Source organism: Burkholderia glumae LMG 2196 = ATCC 33617, from assembly GCF_000960995.1.
GTDB lineage: Bacteria > Pseudomonadota > Gammaproteobacteria > Burkholderiales > Burkholderiaceae > Burkholderia > Burkholderia glumae.
The window spans coordinates 2,632,056-2,651,295 of the sequence record NZ_CP009435.1; the positions used below are offsets into that span (position 1 = coordinate 2,632,056).

Below are 19,240 nucleotides of genomic sequence, written 5' to 3' on the forward strand. Positions count from 1 at the left end.
GACTCGCACGCCGTTTCCGCATGAAGCAGCCGTCCGCCCTGTCCGCCCTCGTCGAAGCACTGCGCGTGCTGCCCGGCGTGGGTCCGAAATCCGCGCAGCGGATGGCCTACCACCTGATGCAGCACGATCGGGAGGGCGCCGAGCGGCTCGGGCAGTCGCTGCTGTTCGCCACCCAGCATCTGCAGCATTGCGAGAAGTGCAACACCTTCACCGAGGCGCAGATCTGCGAGGTCTGCAGCGACACCGAGCGTGATCCGAGCCTGCTGTGCGTGGTCGAGACGCCGGCCGACCAGATCATGTTGGAGCAGACGCTGACTTACCGCGGGCTCTATTTCGTGCTGATGGGGCGGCTGAGTCCGCTCGACGGCATCGGCCCGAAGGAAATCCATTTCGACCGGCTCGTGCGGCGTGCCTCGGACGGCATCGTGAAGGAGGTCGTGCTTGCGACCAACTTCACCAACGAGGGCGAGGCGACCGCCCATTATCTCGGCCAGACGCTGAAGGCGCGCGGCCTGTCGGTCACGCGGCTCGCGCGCGGCGTACCGGTGGGCGGTGAGCTCGAATACGTCGACGCGGGCACCATCGCGCGCGCGATGCTCGACCGCCGCACGATGTGATCGCAACACGGCCGCGTTCGCGCGCCGCTCCGGAGAGACCCAGCAGATGAGCGCAAAACCGGGCCCGCTCGCGGGCGTCAAGGTGCTCGAATTCGGCACGCTGATCGCGGGGCCGTTCGCGGCGCGCCTGTTCGCCGAGTTCGGTGCCGAAGTGATCAAGATCGAGGACCCGAACGGCGGCGACCCGCTGCGCAAGTGGCGCAAGCTCTACCCGGAGGCGGGCGGCACGTCGCTCTGGTGGTCGGTGCAGGCGCGCAACAAGAAGTCGGTCACGCTGAACCTGAAGACCGACGAGGGCCGGCGCATCGCGCAGCAGCTCGCCGCCGAGGCCGACATCGTGATCGAGAATTTCCGGCCCGGCCTGCTCGAAAAGCTCGGCCTCGGCTACGACGTGTTGTCGGCCGGCAATCCCGGCCTCGTCATGGTGCGGCTGTCCGGCTATGGTCAGAGCGGCCCGTACCGCGACCGGCCCGGTTTCGGTGCGATCGCCGAAGCGATGGGCGGGCTGCGCCACATCACCGGCTACCCCGAGCTGCCGCCGCCGCGCATCGGCATCTCGATCGGCGATTCGATCGCGGCGCTGCATGGCGTGATCGGCGCGATGATGGCGCTGCACCACCGCAACGTGAACGGCGGCAAGGGGCAGGTGGTCGACGTCGCGCTCTACGAGGCCGTGTTCAACATGATGGAAAGCGTGGTGCCCGAGTACGGCGTATACGGCATGGTGCGCGAGCGCACCGGCGCGTCGCTGCCCGGCATCGTGCCGTCGAACACCTATGCATGCGCGGACGGCAGCATCGTGATCGGCGGCAACAGCGACCCGATCTTCAAGCGTCTGATGCAGGCGATCGAGCGTCCCGACCTGGCCGACGACCCCGCGCTCGCGCACAACGACGGCCGCGTGCCGCGCACCGCCGAGATCGATGCGGCGATCGCCGCTTGGCTCGCGCCGCGCACCATCGAGGCCGCGCTCGCGGTGCTGAACGCGGCCGACGTGCCTGCCGGGCGCATCTACAGCGTCGCCGACATGTTCACCGATCCGCAGTTCGTCGCGCGCCAGATGATCGGGCAGTTCCGGCTGCCCGACGGGCAGCAGATCGCGCTGCCCGCGGTCACGCCGAAGCTGTTGGACACGCCGGGCCAGACGCGCTGGCTTGGTCCCGAACTCGGCGAGCACACCGACGAGGTGCTGGGTGCGCTCGGCTACGACTCGCGGGCGATCGCGGCGCTGCGGGACAGGCGCGTGATCTGAGCGCGGCGGCGGCACCGGAGGCGCCCGGACTGTCGTTCGCGCGCCATCTTTCCTCGGTTACAATCGCCGAATGCGAATCCTACTCAGCAACGACGACGGTTATCTGGCGCCCGGCCTCGCCGCGCTCTACGAGGCGCTGCGGCCGTTTGCCGACGTGACCGTGATGGCGCCCGAGCAGAACTGCAGCGGGGCATCCAATTCCCTGACGCTCTCGCGGCCGCTGTCGCTGCACCGCTCGGCAGCGAGCGGCTTCCACTACGTGAACGGCACGCCGACCGATTCGGTCCACCTGGCGCTGACGGGCATGCTCGACGAGCGGCCCGACCTCGTCGTGTCGGGAATCAACAACGGCCAGAACATGGGCGACGACACGCTCTATTCCGGCACCGTCGCCGCCGCCACCGAAGGCATCATGTTCGGCATCCCGGCAATCGCGTTTTCGCTCGTCGACAAGGACTGGGTGGAACTCGAGTCGGCCGCCCGCGTGGCCGCCGACATCGTCCGGCATTTCATCGCGCAGCCGATGCCGGGCCAGCCGTTCCTGAACGTCAACATTCCGAACCTGCCCTACGCCGCGATCAAGGGCTGGCAGGTCACGCGGCTCGGCAAGCGCCATCCGTCGCAACCGGTGATCCGCCAGACCAATCCGCGCGGCGAGCCGATCTACTGGATCGGCGCGGCGGGCGCCGCGCTCGACGCGAGCGACGGCACCGATTTCCATGCCACGGCGAACGGCTACGTGTCGATCACGCCCTTGCAGCTCGATCTCACCGATACGCAGAAACTGGCGGCGACGCGCGACTGGGCGCGTGCGCGGAGCGACGCTTCATGAGCGGCGAGCGCGCCAAGCGGTTCCCGCTTGCGCTCGAGGATCTCAAACGCGCGCCGCGCAAGGCCGCCGCCCGCACCACCGAGCGCCATCCGACTTCGCCCGCGCGGCCGACGCTCGGCGCCTCGGTCGCGGGCTCGCCGGCGCGGCCGGCCGGGCTCGCGCGCGCGGCCGCGCACGGCCCCGCCGGCGCCGCGGGTCCGGCGGGCAAACCCGCGCTCGCGCTGACGTCGGAACGGGTCCGCGAGCGCATGGTCGAACGTCTGCGCGCCAATGGGGTGACCGATACGCGCGTGCTCGGCGCGATAGCGGCCGTGCCGCGCCACCTGTTCGTGGATCCGGGCCTCGCCGCCCAGGCCTACGAGGACGCGGCGCTGCCGATCGGCCATCAGCAGACCATTTCGAAACCGTCGGTGGTGGCCCGCATGATCGAGCTCGCGCTGGCGGGCCGCTCGCCCGAGCGCGTGCTCGAGATCGGCACCGGCTGTGGCTATCAGGCGGCCGTGCTGAGCCATCTCGCGCGGGATGTTTATTCGATCGAGCGTGTCAAGCCATTGTTCGAGCGCGCGAAACGCAACCTCCGGCCGTTGCGCGTTCCGAACATCCGGCTGCATTACGGCGACGGCCGCCTCGGCCTGCCGTCGGCCGCGCCGTTCGATGCGATCGTGATCGCCGCGGCGGGGCTCGACGTGCCGCAGGCGCTTGTCGAACAACTGGCCGTGGGCGGGCGGCTCGTCGCGCCGGTAGGCGCGCAGAGCGGCGACTCGCAGGTGCTGACGCTCGTCGAGCGGGTCGGGCCGACGCAATGGCGGGAGTCCCGGCTTGATCGCGTTTTCTTTGTCCCCTTAAAATCCGGAGTGATTTGACACAGATGATTATGTTGCGCGCGATGCAAAACAATCGATCGACTATTCCGCTGACATACGGCCAGCGAATCGGCCAGCGCGCGATTTGTGCAGCTGCACTCCTGCTCGTCGCCGCCTGCGCGTCGCGACTCGATCAGGCGCCCGTCGTTGACCGCTCCGGCGCGCTCGGCACCACCGCCTCGGCGCCCGCCGCGCCGGCGGCGGCGCCCGTACCGCTCGGCCCGCCGCCGCCCGGCTATTACCGGGTGAAACCGGGCGACACGCTGTATCGCATCGCTCTCGAGAACGGCCAGAACTACCGCGACATCGCCGCGTGGAACAATCTCGCGAACCCGAACCAGATCGAGGTCGATCAGCTGCTGCGCGTGGCGCCGCCGAACGGCGCGACCGCCTCGGTGCAGCCGGGGGCGGTGCCGCCGCTGTCGAGCGGTCCCGCGATGCCGCCGATCTACGGTGCCAACGGCGCGAGCACCGGTGCCGGCACGGCGGCGCCCGCCGCGGCGCCGGCGCCGGCACCGGTCGCGAACGACAAGGCTGCCGGCCCGAGCAGCGTGACGTTCGCATGGCCGGTGCGCGGCCCGATCCTCAACACGTTCGACGATTCGAGGAACAAGGGCATCAATATCGGCGGGGCGGCCGGCACGCCCGTGAAGGCCGCCGCCGATGGCCGCGTGGTCTACGCCGGCAACGGTCTGCGCGGTTACGGCAACCTCATTATCGTCAAGCACGACGCAACCTATCTCACTGCGTATGCACACAACCGCGCTTTGATGGTAAAAGAGGGGGATTCCGTCACGAAAGGCCAGAAGATCGCCGAGATGGGCAATAGCGACTCCGACCGCGTGATGTTGCATTTCGAGGTCCGCCGGCAGGGCAAACCTGTCGATCCGCTGAAGTATCTGCCGCCTCAATAGACGAGACGACCATGCCGAAATCGAAGCGCCACGAGCCGCAAGCCGAATCTGAGAAGATCAGTCGTGCCACGCAAGCATCGATGGGGCGCGCTGGCGCTTCGAAGGACGACGATGACGACACCGCCGAGAGCGAGCGTGAGTACGAGGCGCGTGAATCCGATGCGGAGGAGTCCGACGGCGAGCGCGAAGGGCGGGGCGGCAGCGAGAGCGCGCCCGAGCCCGACGATTTCCGCGCGGTGCTGCAGGCGGAACTGACCGCCGACACGATCCAGCACTATCTGAACCGCATCAGCGTCAAGCCGCTCCTGACCGTCGAGGAGGAGCAGCGATATTCGCGGCTCGCGAAGGCGGGCGAGTTCGAGGCGCGGCAGGTGATGATCGAGCGCAATCTGCGGCTCGTGGTCAGTATCGCAAAGGGCTATCTGAATCGTGGCGTGCCCCTGCTCGACCTGATCGAGGAAGGCAACCTCGGCCTGATGCATGCGATCGAGAAATTCGATCCCACGCGCGGCTTCCGCTTTTCGACCTATGCCACTTGGTGGATCCGGCAGAGCATCGAGCGCGCGATCATGAACCAGGCGCGCACCGTGCGGCTGCCGGTGCACGTGATCCGCGAACTGAACCAGGTGCTGCGTGCCAAGCGTCATCTGGAAAAGAATTCGATGTCGACGGGCGAGGCCGCCGAGCGCCGCGAAGCCGGCATCGACGATATCGCCTACCTCACCGGCAAGACGGCCGAGGAGGTGACCGACATCCTTGCGCTCAACGAGCATACCGCCTCGCTCGACGCGCCACTCGACCTCGATCCGGCGAGCAGCCTGCTCGATCTGCTGCCCGACGACCAGAGCCAGTCGCCCGACGCGGAGGTCCAGCACCGCGAGCTCGAAACGCTGACGCGCGCCTGGCTGTCGCGGCTGTCCGACAAGCATCGCCACGTGATCGAGCGACGCTTCGGGCTCAACCACATCGAACCCGCGACGCTCGAGGAACTGGCCGACGAGATGGGCCTGACCCGCGAGCGCGTCCGGCAGATCCAGCAGGAAGCGCTGGTACGCCTGAAGCGGTTCTTCGCCTCCAATGGCGTTCGCAAGGACGCCGTTCTGTAACCGATTGATGACTCCGATTCTGGTATTTGACATCGAGACGATTCCCGATGTCGACGGCATCCGCCGTCTTGAAGACCTGCCGTCCGACCTCTCCGACGCGGAAGTGGCCGAGCATGCATTCGATGCGCGCCGCGAGAAGACCGGCAGCGATTTCCTGCCGCATCATCTGCAGCGCGTTGCGGCGATTTCCTGCGTGTTCCGCGACAAGGGCGGGTTCCGCGTCCGCTCGCTCGGCACCGCGCAGGACGGCGAGGCCGCGCTGATCCAGTCGTTCTACCGCACCATCGAGAAATACACGCCGCAACTCGTCTCGTGGAACGGCGGCGGCTTCGACCTGCCGGTGCTTCACTACCGCGCGCTGGTGCACGGCATCGCGGCGCCGCGCTACTGGGACATGGGCGAGGACGATCGCGAGTTCAAGTGGAACAACTACCTGTCGCGCTATCACAGCCGGCATACCGACCTGATGGACCTGCTCGCGCTCTACCAGCCGCGCGCGAGCGCCCCGCTCGATGCAATGGCCAGGCTGTGCGGCTTTCCGGGCAAGCTCGGGATGGACGGCGGCCAGGTATGGGAGGCTTATCGCGACGGCCAGATCGACGACATCCGTCATTATTGCGAGACCGACGTCGTCAATACCTACCTGCTGTACTGCCGCTTTCAGATGATGCGCGGCGGGCTCACGCCCCCCGAGTATGCCGACGAGATCCGGCTCGTGAAGGAGGCGCTCGCGGCCGAGCCGGCGCCGCATTGGGCCCAGTACCTGGCGGCGTTCCCCAAGTAGGCGGCAGCGCGTTTGTCCGGGCCGCCCGCGCGCCGGCCCGGCGTGAACCGCGCGGCAGCGCCCTGGTCAGTCGCGCAGTTCGAGCAGGATCGGCTGGTGATCGGAGGCCCGCGTCGCGCCGTCGATCTCGCAGCGCACGATCCGCTTTGCGAGCGTGTCGGTCACGAACACGAAATCGCAGGTCATCGCGCCGTCCTGCCACTGCTCCGTATCGTAGACGCCCGCCGTGGGCGGCGGCGTCTGGCCCGGGTGCGCCTGCACCCAGGCGTCGACGAGATCCGGCGCCCCGGCGATCGGGGCGGTGATCCGCCGATAGGCGTCGTCCCGATAGGCGCTGTTGAAGTCGCCGCAGACGATCGCGTCGAGCGCGCGCGCCGATCCCGCGAACGGCCCGTCGGGCGTTTCCGCCGGTGCCGGGCGGTGCGCGTGGCCGGCCGCTTCGCGATGCTGCTCGCGCAGCGCGTCGACCTGCGCGAGGCGCTGTGCGGCCGAGTAGAACTCCAGATGCGTCGTGACGATCCGCAGCGGCCCGCCGGCGCCGCATAGGTTGACCTCGAGCGCGATGCGCGGCATCGACGGCGTGCCGGCCTCGGCCGGCCAGGGCAGCATGTGGCGCAGCACGCGTCCGACCGGCAGCCGCGTCGCGATCGCGTTGCCGAACTGGCGCCGCGCGACGCCGCCAGCGGCGGGCGGCAGATCCACCGCGATCGCCTCGATCACCGTGTAGCCCGGCAGCAGCGCGGCCAGCTCGGCGAACTGGTCCGGCCCGGGGCCGCCGGGCAGGGCAGCGAAGCCGCGCGTGAGCTCCTGCACGCACCACACGTCGAAATCGGCGAGGGCGCGGGCTTGCGCGACGGTGCGTGCCAGCTCGACCCGGCCGCTCGCGTCCCGACCCCATTGGATGTTCCAGTCGATCAAGCGCATATCAATCTCCGATGGCGCACGTTCATTCGTCTACAATCTCGCCTTCCCCCAAACGATCGTCAGGAAAAGCTGGTGTCCGAAGCCGTCCCCACTCCCGCGCGCAAATCCCGCAACGCGCCCGTCGCGCACGTCAGTGCGCCCATCGAGATCGAATCGCTCGACATGGATGCACGCGGCGTCGGCCGCCTCGTGAACGAGGACGGCGAGTTCGGCAAGGTGATTTTCGTCGAGGGCGCGCTGCCGGGCGAGCGCGTCACCTATTCGAGCTATCGCCGCAAGCCCAGCTACGAGCAGGCCACGGTGGTCGATATTCTGCGCCCGAGCGTGATGCGCGCGCAGCCGAAATGCGAATTCTTCGGCACCTGCGGCGGCTGCTCGATGCAGCATCTCGACGTGCGTGCCCAAGTGGCGATCAAGCAGCGCGTGCTTGAGGACAATCTCTGGCATTTGTCGAAGCTGCGCGCGCAGACGATGTTCTCGCCGATCCACGGCCCGGCCTGGGGCTACCGCTATCGCGCGCGGCTGACCGTGCGCGACGTCGCGAAGAAGGGCGGCGTGCTGGTGGGTTTCCACGAGAAGAAGAGCAGCTACGTGGCCGACATGACGAGCTGCGAGGTGCTGCCGCCGCACGTGTCCGCCATGCTCGTGCCGCTGCGCGAACTCGTTGCGGGGCTGTCGATCCGGGATCGGATGCCGCAGATCGAGCTCGCGGTCGGGTCGAGCGTGACGGCGCTCGTGCTGCGCGTGCTCGAGCCGATCAATGCCGCCGACGAAGCGCTGCTGCGCGCCTTCGCCGATGCGCATCAGGTGCAGTTCTGGCTGCAGCCGAAGGGCCCGGACTCGGTATTCCCGTTCTACCCGCTCGACCGGTCGCTCGACTACACGCTGCCGGAATTCAATATCCGCATGCCGTTCAAGCCGACCGACTTCACTCAGGTCAATCACCAGATCAATCGCGTGCTGGTGGGCCGCGCGCTGCGCCTGCTCGCGCCGCGGCGCGGCGACCGCGTGCTGGACCTGTTCTGCGGGATCGGCAATTTCACGCTGCCGCTTGCGCGGCTGTCGCGCGAGGTGGTCGGCATCGAGGGCAGCGAGGTGCTGACCACGCGCGCGCTCGAGAACGCGAAGGCAAACGGCGTCGATGCGCATACCTCGTTCGCCTGCCGAAACTTGTTCGAGGTCACGGCCGACGATCTGCGTGCGCTTGGCGGGTTCGATAAGTTCCTCGTCGATCCGCCGCGTGAAGGCGCGCTCGCGGTGTCGAAGGCGCTCGCGGAAATCGCGCAGAGCGGCGACGGCCCGCTGCCGCAGCGGATCGTCTACGTGTCGTGCAATCCCGCGACGCTCGCGCGTGACGCGGGCCTGCTGGTTCACGAGGCCGGCTATCGGCTGCGCGGCGCGGGCGTGGTGAACATGTTCCCGAATACGTCGCACGTCGAATCGATCGCGGTGTTCGAACGCGATTGAGCGGCCGGATCGCCGTCCGCGCCGCGCCGAGCGAGCGCTCATAAAAAAACCGGCCCGATCATCGGGCCGGTTTTTCGTGGCGAATCCGGGGAGTGATGACCTCCCGACTCGCCTCGTTCAGTTACGGTTGCCGCCGAAAATGCCGAGCAGCGCGAGCAGGTTCGTGAACACGTTGTACAGGTCGAGATAGATCGCGAGCGTGGCGGTGATGTAGTTCGTCTCGCCGCCGTTCACGACGCGCTGCACGTCGAATAGCATGTAGGCCGAGAAGATCACGATCGCCAGCACCGACACGGTGAGCATCAGCGCCGGCAGATGCAGGAACATGTTCGCGACCATCGCCAGCAGCAGCACGATCACGCCGACGAACAGCCACTTGCCGAGCCCCGAGAAATCACGCTTGCTGACCGTGGCGATGGTGGCCATCGCCGCGAAGATCACGCCGGTGCCGCCGAACGCGAGCATGATCAGCGACGGGCCGTTCGAAAAGCCGAGAATGAAGCTCAGCAGCCGCGACAGCATCAGGCCCATGAAGAACGTGAAGCCGAGCAGCACGAACACGCCGGCGCTGCTGTTCTTGGTGCGCTCGATCGCGAACATGAAGCCGAACGCGATCGCGAAGAACGCGAGCAGGCTCATCATCGGGCTCGTCGCGGCGAACAGCGAGAAACCCGTCGCGACCCCGGCCCACGCGCCGAGCACGGTCGGAATCATCGAGAGCGCGAGCAGCCAGTAAGTGTTCCGCAGCACGCGGTTGCGGGTTTCGGCCGTCAGCGCGCCGCCGCGGCCGAAGTTGTACGGATAGTCGTTCATGGTTTCTCCTAGCATGGAACGTGACAGCGATCGGAAACCGGACGCATCGCGATGCGCTGCAGCAATCCGGACGCCGCACTACATCAGATCGGTTTGCCGCCCCAAGGTTTCAAGTGGGGCCGACAATCGTTCGCCAGCCGATGCAGGCACGACGCGCAATCATCAGCATACCCGGTTTTCACCTTTCCGAGATGTAAGGGTTCGATCGCAATGATACACGGGAACGTGCTACAATAACGGATTCATTTGAAAACGTAACTTCTTAATTTCTTGGAGTTTTTATGGCAATCGAGCGCACCCTGTCGATCATCAAGCCGGACGCAGTGGCAAAGAACGTGATCGGTCAGATCTACAGCCGTTTCGAAGGCGCTGGCCTGAAGGTCGTCGCGGCTCGTATGGCGCATCTGTCGCGCGGTGAAGCGGAGCAGTTCTACGCGGTTCACGCGGCTCGTCCGTTCTTCAAGGATCTGGTCGACTTCATGATCTCGGGCCCGGTGATGATCCAGGTTCTGGAAGGCGAAAACGCGATCCAGAAGAACCGCGACCTGATGGGCGCGACCGACCCGAAGAAGGCCGAAGCCGGCACGATTCGCGCCGACTTCGCCGACAGCATCGATGCCAATGCGGTTCACGGTTCGGACGCGCCGGAAACGGCGGCCGTCGAAATCGGCTTCTTCTTCGCAGGTCTGAACGTCTACTCGCGCTAAGCGGGTAGCGGGTCCGGCGCGTGCGGCAAGGCAGGGCACCATGACGAGCGATACTCCCGTCAATCTCCTCGACTTCGACGCCGAAGGTCTCGTCGCGTATTGCGGCAGCCTCGGCGAGAAGCCGTTTCGCGCCAAGCAATTGCAGCGCTGGATCCATCAATACAATGCCGCCGATTTCGACGGCATGACCGATCTCGCGAAGTCGTTGCGGGAAAAGTTGAAAGGGCGTGCCGTGATCGGCATGCCCGAGATCGCGAGCGACCATGTCTCGTCGGACGGCACGCGCAAGTGGCTGATCGACGTGGGCAACGGCAACGCGGTCGAGACCGTCTTCATTCCGGAGGAGACGCGCGGCACGCTGTGCGTGTCCTCGCAGGCCGGATGCGCGGTCAACTGCCGGTTCTGTTCGACGGGCAAGCAGGGTTTTTCGCGCAACCTGTCCACGGCTGAAATCGTTGGGCAGTTGCGGATGGCCGAATTCGCGTTGCGCGAATCGCTCGGGCGCGCGCCCGGGCCGAACGGCAAGGCCGAGCGCGTCGTCACGAACGTCGTGATGATGGGCATGGGCGAGCCGCTTCTCAATTACAGCGCGGTGGTGCCGGCCATGCGGCTGATGCTCGACGACAACGCCTACGGGCTGTCGCGGCGCCGCGTGACGCTGTCGACTTCCGGCGTCGTGCCGATGATGGACCGCCTCGGCGCGGAACTGCCGGTCGCGCTGGCGGTGTCGCTGCACGCACCGAACGATGCGCTGCGCGACATGCTCGTGCCACTCAACAAGAAGTACCCGCTGCGTGAGCTGATGGCGGCGTGTCAGCGCTACCTGGCCGTCGCGCCGCGGGATTTCATCACATTCGAATACTGCATGCTCGACGGCATCAACGACACCGACGCGCATGCGCGCGAGCTGCTCGCCGTGACGCGCGACGTGCCGTGCAAGTTCAACCTGATCCCGTTCAATCCGTTCCCCGAGTCGGGGCTGCTGCGCTCGAAGAACGAGCGCATCAAGCAGTTCTCGCAGATCCTGATCGAGGCGGGCGTCGTGACGACGGTGCGCAAGACGCGCGGCGACGACATCGATGCGGCCTGCGGCCAGCTCGCCGGCGCCGTGAAGGACCGCACGCGCCTACAGCAGCGCACGGGAAGCGGGAAGGTGATCGAAGTCCGGGCCGTCTGACGGGGAGGTCCGGGCGGGTAGTGGGTAGACGCGACAAGCGATCCGGGGCGGGTCGGGCCGCCCCTGTTTAACGGTTGTGCTGCGGCGCCGGGCCATGTTCCGGCGCCGTTGCACAAGTGAAGAAGAATCGACGCGAGGATTAGGATGAGCGAGCCGCAACCGCCAAGAGGCGCAGAGACGAATGCCGAGCAGAAGCCGGTATCGGCGGGGTTGGAATCGTTGGTGGCCGTGGGCGCACGCCTCGCGCAGCTTCGGGAAGCAAAGGGTTGGTCGGTGGCCGACGTGTCGTCGCGCCTGAAGGTGGCGGCGCCGAAGCTGCGCGCGCTGGAAGCCGGCGACATCAGCCAGATGCCGGGCTCGACGTTCGCGGTCGGCGTCGTGCGCAGCTACGCGAAGATGCTCGGGGTCGATCCGGAGCCGTTCGCGCAGGCGTTGCGGCGCGAGAAGGGCGTTCCGGAAGTCGATCTGTCGATGCCGGCCTCCTCCGGCACCGACTTGCCGCGCGGCCGCGTGTCGATCCCGCTCGGTGCGCCGACGCACCGCCGCTCGTGGTTGTGGGGCGTGTTGGCCGTGGTGGTGGTGGTGATCGCGGCGGCCATGTGGCATTCGGGCGGTGATTCGGCGAACTGGCTCGCGAAATTCAAGTCGAACGCCGGCGTGGCGGGCTCGGCTTCGCAACCGGCTTCGGGGGCCGATTCGACGGTGGCTTCCGAGAGCGCCGCAATCGCGCCCGGTGGTTCGGCCGTGGTGGGCGACGTCGCCTCCAGCCCCGCCGCGAGCCCGGCGGCCAGCGAGGCCGGCGCGGCGCCGGCCCAGGCTGCGCCGGCGAGCGACGCCGCGCCGGGCGCGGCGGCGTCGGCCGACGGCGCGAGCGTGGTCGCGGCCGCGGGGCAATCGGTGCTCGGCATCACGGTCAAGGCCGACTGCTGGGTCAGCGTGCGCGACAAGAGCGGCAAGGAACTCTTGTCGGCGCTCGTGAAAGCGGGCGAGACGCGCCAGATCGCGGGCGAGACGCCCTTGCGCGTGACGATCGGCAACCGGGCCGGCCTCGAGTCGATCACGTTCGACGGAAAAACCGTGGATCCGGCAAAATATTCGGCAGGTCGGGGTAACGTCGCGCGCTTCGCGCTGCCCTGACGACAAGCGCCGCGGCTGACCGGGCACGGCGCTTTTTCAATTCGTGCGCCGCCCGCGGGTGGCGCTTCCGGCGCAAATGGATCCAACGATGCAATCCGAAGCTCAATCCCCACGCAGCAGTCAGATTTGTTCAACCGAACCGGTGTTCGGCGGCTCCCTGCCGCGCCGCCGTTCGCACGCGGTGGATGTCCGGTGGGGCGGGAATCTGGTGACGATCGGCGGCGACGCACCCGTGCGCGTGCAGTCGATGACGAACACCGACACCGCCGATGCGATCGGGACTGCGATACAGATCAAGGATCTGGCGAACGCGGGCTCCGAATTGGTGCGTATTACGGTTAATACTCCGGAGGCAGCCGCAGCGGTTCCCGCAATCCGCGAGCAGCTCGACCGTATGGGTGTCGCGGTGCCGCTCGTCGGCGACTTCCATTACAACGGCCATCTGCTGCTGCGCGACTATCCCGGTTGCGCGGAATCGCTGTCGAAGTATCGGATCAATCCGGGCAACGTCGGCCAGGGTGCGAAGCGCGATACGCAATTCGCACAGATGATCGAACTGGCCGCGAAGTACGACAAGCCGGTGCGGATCGGCGTGAACTGGGGCAGTCTCGACCAGGATCTGCTGGCGCGCATGATGGACGAGAATGCCGCGCGCAGCACGCCGTGGGACGCGCAGAGCGTGATGTACGAGGCACTGATCCAGTCGGCGATCGGCTCGGCCGAGCGCGCGGTGGACGTGGGCCTCGGGCGCGATCGCATCATTCTGTCGTGCAAGGTCAGCGGCGTGCAGGATCTGATCGCCGTTTACCGGGAACTCGCGCGCCGCTGCGGGTTCGCGTTGCATCTGGGGCTGACCGAGGCGGGCATGGGCTCGAAGGGCATCGTCGCGTCGACGGCGGCGCTCGGCGTGCTGCTGCAGGAAGGCATCGGCGACACGATTCGCATCTCGCTGACACCCGAGCCGGGTGCGCCGCGTACCGGCGAGGTCGTGGTCGGCCAGGAAATCCTGCAGACGATGGGCCTGCGCTCGTTCGCACCGATGGTGATCGCCTGCCCCGGCTGCGGCCGGACGACGAGCACGCTGTTCCAGGAGCTCGCGATGCAGATCCAGACCTATCTGCGCGAGCAGATGCCGCAATGGCGCAAGACTTACCCGGGCGTCGAGAAGATGAACGTCGCCGTGATGGGCTGCATCGTCAACGGCCCGGGCGAGTCGAAGCACGCGAACATTGGCATCAGCCTGCCCGGCTCGGGTGAAAACCCGGCCGCGCCGGTCTTCATCGACGGCGAAAAGGTCAGGACGCTGCGCGGCGAACGCATCGCCGAGGAATTCCAGCAGATCGTGAGCGACTACGTCGCCCGTAACTACGGTCAGGCAACGGCCGAGCAATAAATCAACCGAAATCCGATGATCGAAACCAAGCGAAAGCTCGAAAAGCTGACAGGCGTGAAAGGCATGAACGACATCCTCCCGCAGGATGCCGCTTTGTGGGAATTCTTCGAGGCGACTGCCAAGTCACTGCTGCGCGCCTACGGCTACCAGAACATCCGCACGCCCATCGTCGAGCATACGCAGTTGTTTACGCGCGGCATCGGTGAAGTGACCGACATCGTCGAAAAGGAGATGTACAGCTTCACCGATTCGCTGAACGGCGAGAACCTGACGATGCGCCCGGAAAACACCGCAGCCGTGGTGCGCGCCTCGATCGAGCACAACCTGTTGTACGACGGCCCGAAGCGACTCTGGTACATCGGCCCGATGTTCCGTCACGAGCGTCCGCAGCGCGGCCGCTACCGCCAGTTTCACCAGGTCGGCGTCGAGGCGCTCGGTTTCGCCGGTCCCGACGCGGACGCGGAAATCATCATGATGTGCCAGCGGCTGTGGGACGACCTCGGCCTCACCGGCATCAAGCTCGAGATCAACTCGCTCGGCCTGGCCGAAGAGCGCGCCGCGCACCGCGTCGAACTGATCAAGTACCTCGAGCAGTTCGCCGACCAGCTCGACGAGGACGCGAAGCGCCGTCTGTATACCAATCCGCTGCGCGTGCTCGACACCAAGAATCCGGCCCTGCAGGAGATTGCCCAGAACGCGCCGAAGCTGATCGATTTCCTCGGCGACACGTCGCGCGCGCACTTCGAGGGCCTGCAGCGCCTGCTGAAGGCCAACAACGTGCCGTTTACGATCAATCCGCGGCTCGTGCGCGGCCTCGATTACTACAATCTGACCGTGTTCGAATGGGTGACCGACAAGCTCGGCGCGCAGGGCACCGTGGCGGCCGGCGGCCGTTACGACCCGCTGATCGAGCAGCTCGGCGGCAAGCCGACGGCGGCCTGCGGCTGGGCGATGGGCATCGAGCGGATTCTCGAGCTGCTGAAGGAAGAGCAACTCGTGCCGGAGCAGGACGGTGTCGATGTCTACATCGTCCATCAGGGCGAGGCCGCGCGCGAGCAGGCGTTCATCATCGGCGAACGTCTGCGCGACACCGGTCTCGATGTGATCTTCCACTGCAGCGCGGATGGCGCGAGCGCGAGCTTCAAGTCGCAGATGAAGCGCGCGGACGCGAGCGGCGCCGCTTATGCCGTGATCCTCGGCGAGGACGAGGTGGCGAACGGCACGGTCGGCGTGAAGGCGCTGCGCGGTGCGGGCGCCGACGGCGAAAAGAGCGAGCAGCAGACGGTAACGGTCGAGAACTTGACCGAATTTCTAATCAATGCGATGGTTGCATCCGCCGAAGACGGCGACGACTGATGTCGGCGCCCGGCGCTCGACAACAAGCTGGACAGTAAGGAATCGCTAGCCGATGAGCTATCACGACGAACAAGAATCGATTGAAAGCGTAAAAGCATGGTGGGCCCGCTGGGGCGACCTGACGACCTGGATCCTGACCGCCGTGCTCGTCGTGGCAGCCGCCTGGAACGGCTGGAACTATTGGCAGCGCCATCAGGCGGCCCAGGCCTCTGGGTTGTACGAGGCCGTGCAGCAGGCCGTCAGCTCCGGCGACAAGGCGAAGATCGCGCGCGCCGCGTCCGACATGGAGGACAAGTACGGCCGCACCGCCTATGCGCAGATGACGGCGCTCGCGGCCGCGAAAGCGCTGTACATGGCGGGCGACACGGCCGGCGCGAAGGCGCAGCTGCAGTGGACGATCGATCACGCGCAGGACGATGCCTACAAGCAGATCGCGAAGTTGCGCCTGGCCTCGCTGCTGCTCGAGGAGAAGGCCTACGACGCGGGCCTCGCGCTGCTGAGCGGCACGCCGGACGACGGTTTCAAGGGCCTCGTTGCCGACCGCCGCGGCGATCTGCTCGCCGCGCAGGGCAAGCGCGGCGACGCGCGCGCCGCCTACCAGCTCGCGCTCGATGCGCTGCCGAAGGAAGACGCGTCGGCGCGCCGGCTCGTGCAGTTCAAGCTCGACGCGCTCGGCAGCTGAGCCGCCGCGCTCGCGTTCCCCAACCTTATTAGCTTCGCTCACCGATGAATTTGCTGAAACGTAACGCTGCTCCGATTGCCTGCGCGGTCGCCGTCCTCGCGCTGGCGGCGTGCTCGTCCACGAAGGACGCGCGCCGCGTGCCGACGCCGCTCACCGAGATCAAGCCAGTGCTGAATGTGCAGCAGGCGTGGAAGACGAGCGTCGGCAAGGGCGGTCGCTATTTGTTCTCGCCGATCGCGGTCGGCGACGCGGTGTTCGTCGCCGCGGCGAACGGCTCGGTCGAGAAGATCGACGCGAAGACGGGCCAGACGGTGTGGCGTACGAAGCTGCACTCGGACCTGTCGGCCGGCGTCGGCAGCGACGGCAACCTGACTGCGGTCGGTGCGCTCAAGGGCGGCGTGTTCGTGCTCGGCGCGGACGGCAAGCAGCTCTGGACGACGACCGTGCAGGGCGAGATCTTCTCGCCGCCGCTGGTCGGCAACGGTCTCGTGATCGTGCGCACGATCGATGGCCAGGTGATCGCGTTCGCCGCGCAGACGGGCGAGCAGAAGTGGATCTACCGCAGCCGCGCGGTGCCGCTGAACCTGCGCGTGTCGGCCGGCATGACGTTTGCGGGCGATGCGGCGGTGCTGGCCGGTTTCCAGGGTGGCGGCCTGGTCGCGATCAATCTTCAGACGGGTGAGCCGTACTGGCAGACGCCCGTGTCGTATCCGAAGGGCGTGACCGAAGTCGAGCGGATCAACGACGTGAGCGGGCCGCCGACGCTGGTCGGTGCGGAAACCTGCGCGGTCACGTTCCAGGGGCAGATTGGCTGTTTCGACGCGAATTCGGGCCGTCCGGTCTGGGAGAAGCCGTTCTCGAGCCGCAGCGGCATCGCGCAGGACGACACCGTGGTGACGGGCGGCGACGACTGGTCGGTGGTCACCGCCTACGACGTCGCGAACGGCAACCAGCTCTGGCGCAACGACAAGCTCAAGAGTCGCGATGTCGGCGTGCCCTATCTGCTCGGCCACGCGGTCGTGATGGGCGACTACAAGGGTTTCGTCCACTTCCTGTCGCGTGATGACGGCTCGTTCGTCGCGCGCATGAAGACGGACGGCAGCGCGATCACGGCCGCGCCGGTGCTGGCCGGCGACACGCTCGTCGTGCAGACGCACGACGGCGAGGTGTACGGCTTCCGCCCGCGCTGACCGATCGGCAGGAAGGGCGCGGCCCGGCACCGGCGGTGCGGGCCGCGCCTGCTTTTTTCATGCGGCGCTTGCCGCCGGCGCCCCCGAGCGGGCGGGTCCGGCGCGCCGCCTTGGCGGCATGCCGCATTCACGAGGCGCACGATACGTGCGCCGAGCGCCCGTCGCGGCGCGGAATTCGTGCTAATTTTCATTCAACGCAGCCGCCTGTCGCAGCGAGGTTTCGTGCGGCAGGCCTCCCGCTCCTGCGTAATACCGTAGACGACATCAGATGAAACCGGTCATTGCCCTCGTCGGGCGCCCCAATGTGGGGAAATCCACGCTGTTCAACCGGCTCACGCGCTCGCGCGACGCGCTGGTCGCCGACCTGCCGGGCTTGACCCGCGATCGCCACTACGGCGAGGGGCGCACCGGCGCGCGTCCCTACCTCGTCGTCGACACGGGCGGCTTCGAGCCGGTCGCGAAGGACGGCATCCTGCACGAGATGGCGCGCCAGACGCGGCAGGCCGTGGAAGAGGCCGACGTCGTGGTGTTCATCGTCGACGGCCGCAACGGGCTCGCGCCCCAGGACAAGTCGATCGCCGACTACCTGCGCAAGACCGGCCGGCCCATCTTCCTCGTCGTCAACAAGGCCGAGGGGATGAAATACACGGCAGTCGCGGCCGATTTCTACGAACTCGGCCTCGGCGATCCGCGCGCGATCTCGGCCGCGCACGGCGACGGCGTGACCGACATGATCAACGAGGCGCTCGAAGTCGCCTACGCGGGCCAGCCCGAGGAGAGCGAGGACGCGGCCCAGTCGCGCGGCGTGAAGATCGCGATCGTCGGGCGTCCGAACGTCGGTAAATCGACGCTCGTCAATACGCTGATCGGCGAGGATCGCGTGATCGCATTCGACATGCCCGGCACGACGCGCGATTCGATCTACGTCGATTTCGAGCGCAACGGCAAGCCCTATACGCTGATCGACACGGCCGGCCTGCGCCGGCGCGGCAAGGTGTTCGAAGCGATCGAGAAGTTCTCGGTGGTGAAGACGCTGCAATCGATCTCGGACGCGAACGTCGTGATTCTGCTGCTCGATGCGCAGCAGGACATCTCCGACCAGGACGCGCACATCGCCGGCTTCGTGGTCGAGCAGGGCCGCGCGCTGGTGGTGGGCGTGAACAAGTGGGACGGACTCGATTCGCACGCGCGCGAGCGCACCAAGGCCGATCTGACGCGCAAGCTCAAATTCCTCGAGTTTGCCAAATTCCACTTCATTTCGGCTGCCGAGAAGACCGGCATCGGCCCGCTGCTGCGCTCGGTCGACGACGCCTACGCCGCCGCGATGAAGAAGCTGCCGACGCCGAAGCTTACGCGCGCGCTGATCGAAGCCGTCGAATTCCAGCAGCCGCGCCGCCGCGGGCCGGTGCGGCCGAAGCTGCGCTACGCGCATCAGGGCGGCCAGAATCCGCCGATTATCGTGATTCACGGCAATGCGCTCGATGCCGTGACGGACACCTATAAACGCTACCTCGAGAACCGCTTCCGGGAAACTTTCGCGCTGACCGGCACTCCATTGCGGATAGAGTTCCGGTCCACCACGAACCCTTATACGGACAAGGGTCGCGGGGAATGAGCCGAACCGCCGGCCAGCGAAGGCGGCTGGCAAAATCGGCTATAGTGTAGCGATTGACGGCGGATCTCTTTTTCTTCGCCGACAATCTAGTTCAACCTGCAAAAAAAGATGGAGTACGCCATGAGCAACAAAGGGCAATTGTTACAAGACCCGTTTTTGAACGCACTGCGTAAGGAACACGTGCCGGTGTCGATCTACCTCGTCAACGGCATCAAGCTGCAAGGGAACATCGAATCGTTCGACCAGTACGTCGTGTTGCTCCGGAACACGGTTACCCAGATGGTCTACAAGCACGCCATCTCCACGGTCGTGCCGGCCCGCCCGGTGAATTTCCACCCGGATGCGGAAGGCGCGTCCTCCTAACCCGATTGCCGCGGCTGGCGCCCGTCGCCGCCGGCGATCCACGCCAGC

Annotated in this window: 19 protein-coding genes; 17 read left to right on the forward strand and 2 right to left on the reverse strand. The window is 66.8% G+C overall.

Features of this window, described 5'->3' with window-relative positions; translation table 11 throughout:
* The first annotated feature begins 20 nt into the window (after window positions 1-20).
* The 7 genes from recR (at window position 21) to KS03_RS24445 (ending at window position 6,368) form a co-directional block, all read left to right on the forward strand.
* The gene (recR, locus tag KS03_RS24415; protein ID WP_015875477.1) at window positions 21-617 is read left to right on the forward strand and encodes a recombination mediator RecR; all 597 of its coding nucleotides are present in this window, start codon (window positions 21-23) and stop codon (window positions 615-617) included.
* 46 nt (window positions 618-663) lie between these two features.
* Window positions 664-1,869 (forward strand): CaiB/BaiF CoA transferase family protein, encoded by a 1,206-nt coding sequence (locus KS03_RS24420; RefSeq protein WP_015875478.1) that lies wholly within the window; start codon window positions 664-666, stop codon window positions 1,867-1,869.
* A gap of 70 nt (window positions 1,870-1,939) precedes the next feature.
* On the forward strand, window positions 1,940-2,701 hold the full coding sequence (surE, locus tag KS03_RS24425; protein WP_015875479.1) for a 5'/3'-nucleotidase SurE: 762 nt from the start codon (window positions 1,940-1,942) through the stop codon (window positions 2,699-2,701).
* The gene (locus KS03_RS24430) at window positions 2,698-3,564 is read left to right on the forward strand and encodes a protein-L-isoaspartate(D-aspartate) O-methyltransferase (RefSeq protein ID WP_015875480.1); all 867 of its coding nucleotides are present in this window, start codon (window positions 2,698-2,700) and stop codon (window positions 3,562-3,564) included. The genes surE and KS03_RS24430 overlap by 4 nt, the downstream gene beginning before the upstream one ends.
* Window positions 3,565-3,575: 11 nt before the next feature.
* Entirely contained in the window at window positions 3,576-4,478 is a 903-nt protein-coding gene (locus tag KS03_RS24435; protein WP_039200960.1) for a peptidoglycan DD-metalloendopeptidase family protein, read from the forward strand.
* Window positions 4,479-4,489: 11 nt separating this feature from the next.
* Complete coding sequence (gene rpoS / locus KS03_RS24440) at window positions 4,490-5,584, forward strand: RNA polymerase sigma factor RpoS (RefSeq protein WP_015875482.1); 1,095 nt, start codon at window positions 4,490-4,492, stop codon at window positions 5,582-5,584.
* Between the two features lie 7 nt (window positions 5,585-5,591).
* Window positions 5,592-6,368: a 3'-5' exonuclease gene (locus tag KS03_RS24445; RefSeq protein WP_015875483.1), complete on the forward strand. Its 777-nt coding sequence runs from the start codon at window positions 5,592-5,594 to the stop codon at window positions 6,366-6,368.
* Between the two features lie 66 nt (window positions 6,369-6,434).
* On the opposite strand, the gene KS03_RS24450 is transcribed toward KS03_RS24445, so the two are convergent.
* On the reverse strand, window positions 6,435-7,292 hold the full coding sequence (locus KS03_RS24450) for an endonuclease/exonuclease/phosphatase family protein (RefSeq protein ID WP_015875484.1): 858 nt from the start codon (window positions 7,290-7,292) through the stop codon (window positions 6,435-6,437).
* A gap of 72 nt (window positions 7,293-7,364) precedes the next feature.
* On the opposite strand from KS03_RS24450, the gene rlmD reads away from it, so the two are divergent.
* Window positions 7,365-8,759, forward strand: coding sequence for a 23S rRNA (uracil(1939)-C(5))-methyltransferase RlmD (gene rlmD, locus KS03_RS24455; RefSeq protein ID WP_015875485.1), 1,395 nt, complete (start codon window positions 7,365-7,367; stop codon window positions 8,757-8,759).
* 117 nt (window positions 8,760-8,876) lie between these two features.
* Here the strand turns inward: rlmD and KS03_RS24460 are convergent, their stop codons facing one another.
* Window positions 8,877-9,572 (reverse strand): Bax inhibitor-1/YccA family protein, encoded by a 696-nt coding sequence (locus KS03_RS24460; protein WP_015875486.1) that lies wholly within the window; start codon window positions 9,570-9,572, stop codon window positions 8,877-8,879.
* A 281-nt stretch (window positions 9,573-9,853) separates the two neighbouring features.
* Here KS03_RS24460 and ndk point away from each other — a divergent pair, with 281 nt between their 5' ends.
* The 9 genes from ndk (at window position 9,854) to hfq (ending at window position 19,192) form a co-directional block, all read left to right on the forward strand.
* Window positions 9,854-10,279 (forward strand): nucleoside-diphosphate kinase, encoded by a 426-nt coding sequence (gene ndk, locus KS03_RS24465; protein WP_015875487.1) that lies wholly within the window; start codon window positions 9,854-9,856, stop codon window positions 10,277-10,279.
* 40 nt (window positions 10,280-10,319) lie between these two features.
* The gene (rlmN, locus tag KS03_RS24470; protein WP_015875488.1) at window positions 10,320-11,456 is read left to right on the forward strand and encodes a dual-specificity RNA methyltransferase RlmN; all 1,137 of its coding nucleotides are present in this window, start codon (window positions 10,320-10,322) and stop codon (window positions 11,454-11,456) included.
* Between the two features lie 144 nt (window positions 11,457-11,600).
* Window positions 11,601-12,593 carry a helix-turn-helix domain-containing protein gene (locus tag KS03_RS24475; RefSeq protein ID WP_015875489.1) on the forward strand — a complete coding sequence of 331 codons (993 nt, stop codon included), beginning with the start codon at window positions 11,601-11,603 and terminating at the stop codon, window positions 12,591-12,593.
* A gap of 88 nt (window positions 12,594-12,681) precedes the next feature.
* Window positions 12,682-13,986: a flavodoxin-dependent (E)-4-hydroxy-3-methylbut-2-enyl-diphosphate synthase gene (gene ispG / locus KS03_RS24480; RefSeq protein WP_035982366.1), complete on the forward strand. Its 1,305-nt coding sequence runs from the start codon at window positions 12,682-12,684 to the stop codon at window positions 13,984-13,986.
* Between the two features lie 15 nt (window positions 13,987-14,001).
* Entirely contained in the window at window positions 14,002-15,342 is a 1,341-nt protein-coding gene (gene hisS / locus KS03_RS24485; RefSeq protein ID WP_015875491.1) for a histidine--tRNA ligase, read from the forward strand.
* 52 nt (window positions 15,343-15,394) lie between these two features.
* A complete protein-coding gene (locus KS03_RS24490; protein ID WP_015875492.1) occupies window positions 15,395-16,024 on the forward strand; it encodes a tetratricopeptide repeat protein in 630 nt (209 codons plus the stop codon).
* 44 nt (window positions 16,025-16,068) lie between these two features.
* Window positions 16,069-17,214: an outer membrane protein assembly factor BamB gene (gene bamB / locus KS03_RS24495; protein ID WP_015875493.1), complete on the forward strand. Its 1,146-nt coding sequence runs from the start codon at window positions 16,069-16,071 to the stop codon at window positions 17,212-17,214.
* Window positions 17,215-17,482: 268 nt separating this feature from the next.
* The gene (gene der / locus KS03_RS24500) at window positions 17,483-18,829 is read left to right on the forward strand and encodes a ribosome biogenesis GTPase Der (RefSeq protein WP_015875494.1); all 1,347 of its coding nucleotides are present in this window, start codon (window positions 17,483-17,485) and stop codon (window positions 18,827-18,829) included.
* Between the two features lie 120 nt (window positions 18,830-18,949).
* On the forward strand, window positions 18,950-19,192 hold the full coding sequence (hfq, locus tag KS03_RS24505; protein WP_026051467.1) for an RNA chaperone Hfq: 243 nt from the start codon (window positions 18,950-18,952) through the stop codon (window positions 19,190-19,192).
* The last annotated feature ends 48 nt before the right edge of the window (window positions 19,193-19,240 follow it).

Bases quoted from the DNA above. Each gene is read 5' to 3' on its own strand.
- KS03_RS24435 (WP_039200960.1), top strand. From the start codon at position 3,576: ATGTTGCGCGCGATGCAAAACAATCGATCGACTATTCCGCTGACATAC.
- KS03_RS24475 (WP_015875489.1), top strand. From the start codon at position 11,601: ATGAGCGAGCCGCAACCGCCAAGAGGCGCAGAGACGAATGCCGAGCAG.
- KS03_RS24445 (WP_015875483.1), top strand. From the start codon at position 5,592: ATGACTCCGATTCTGGTATTTGACATCGAGACGATTCCCGATGTCGAC.
- rlmN (WP_015875488.1), top strand. From the start codon at position 10,320: ATGACGAGCGATACTCCCGTCAATCTCCTCGACTTCGACGCCGAAGGT.
- KS03_RS24460 (WP_015875486.1), bottom strand. From the start codon at position 9,572: ATGAACGACTATCCGTACAACTTCGGCCGCGGCGGCGCGCTGACGGCC.
- ispG (WP_035982366.1), top strand. From the start codon at position 12,682: ATGCAATCCGAAGCTCAATCCCCACGCAGCAGTCAGATTTGTTCAACC.
- bamB (WP_015875493.1), top strand. From the start codon at position 16,069: ATGAATTTGCTGAAACGTAACGCTGCTCCGATTGCCTGCGCGGTCGCC.
- hfq (WP_026051467.1), top strand. From the start codon at position 18,950: ATGAGCAACAAAGGGCAATTGTTACAAGACCCGTTTTTGAACGCACTG.
- surE (WP_015875479.1), top strand. From the start codon at position 1,940: ATGCGAATCCTACTCAGCAACGACGACGGTTATCTGGCGCCCGGCCTC.
- ndk (WP_015875487.1), top strand. From the start codon at position 9,854: ATGGCAATCGAGCGCACCCTGTCGATCATCAAGCCGGACGCAGTGGCA.
- rpoS (WP_015875482.1), top strand. From the start codon at position 4,490: ATGCCGAAATCGAAGCGCCACGAGCCGCAAGCCGAATCTGAGAAGATC.
- KS03_RS24490 (WP_015875492.1), top strand. From the start codon at position 15,395: ATGAGCTATCACGACGAACAAGAATCGATTGAAAGCGTAAAAGCATGG.
- recR (WP_015875477.1), top strand. From the start codon at position 21: ATGAAGCAGCCGTCCGCCCTGTCCGCCCTCGTCGAAGCACTGCGCGTG.
- KS03_RS24420 (WP_015875478.1), top strand. From the start codon at position 664: ATGAGCGCAAAACCGGGCCCGCTCGCGGGCGTCAAGGTGCTCGAATTC.
- der (WP_015875494.1), top strand. From the start codon at position 17,483: ATGAAACCGGTCATTGCCCTCGTCGGGCGCCCCAATGTGGGGAAATCC.
- KS03_RS24450 (WP_015875484.1), bottom strand. From the start codon at position 7,292: ATGCGCTTGATCGACTGGAACATCCAATGGGGTCGGGACGCGAGCGGC.
- hisS (WP_015875491.1), top strand. From the start codon at position 14,002: ATGATCGAAACCAAGCGAAAGCTCGAAAAGCTGACAGGCGTGAAAGGC.
- KS03_RS24430 (WP_015875480.1), top strand. From the start codon at position 2,698: ATGAGCGGCGAGCGCGCCAAGCGGTTCCCGCTTGCGCTCGAGGATCTC.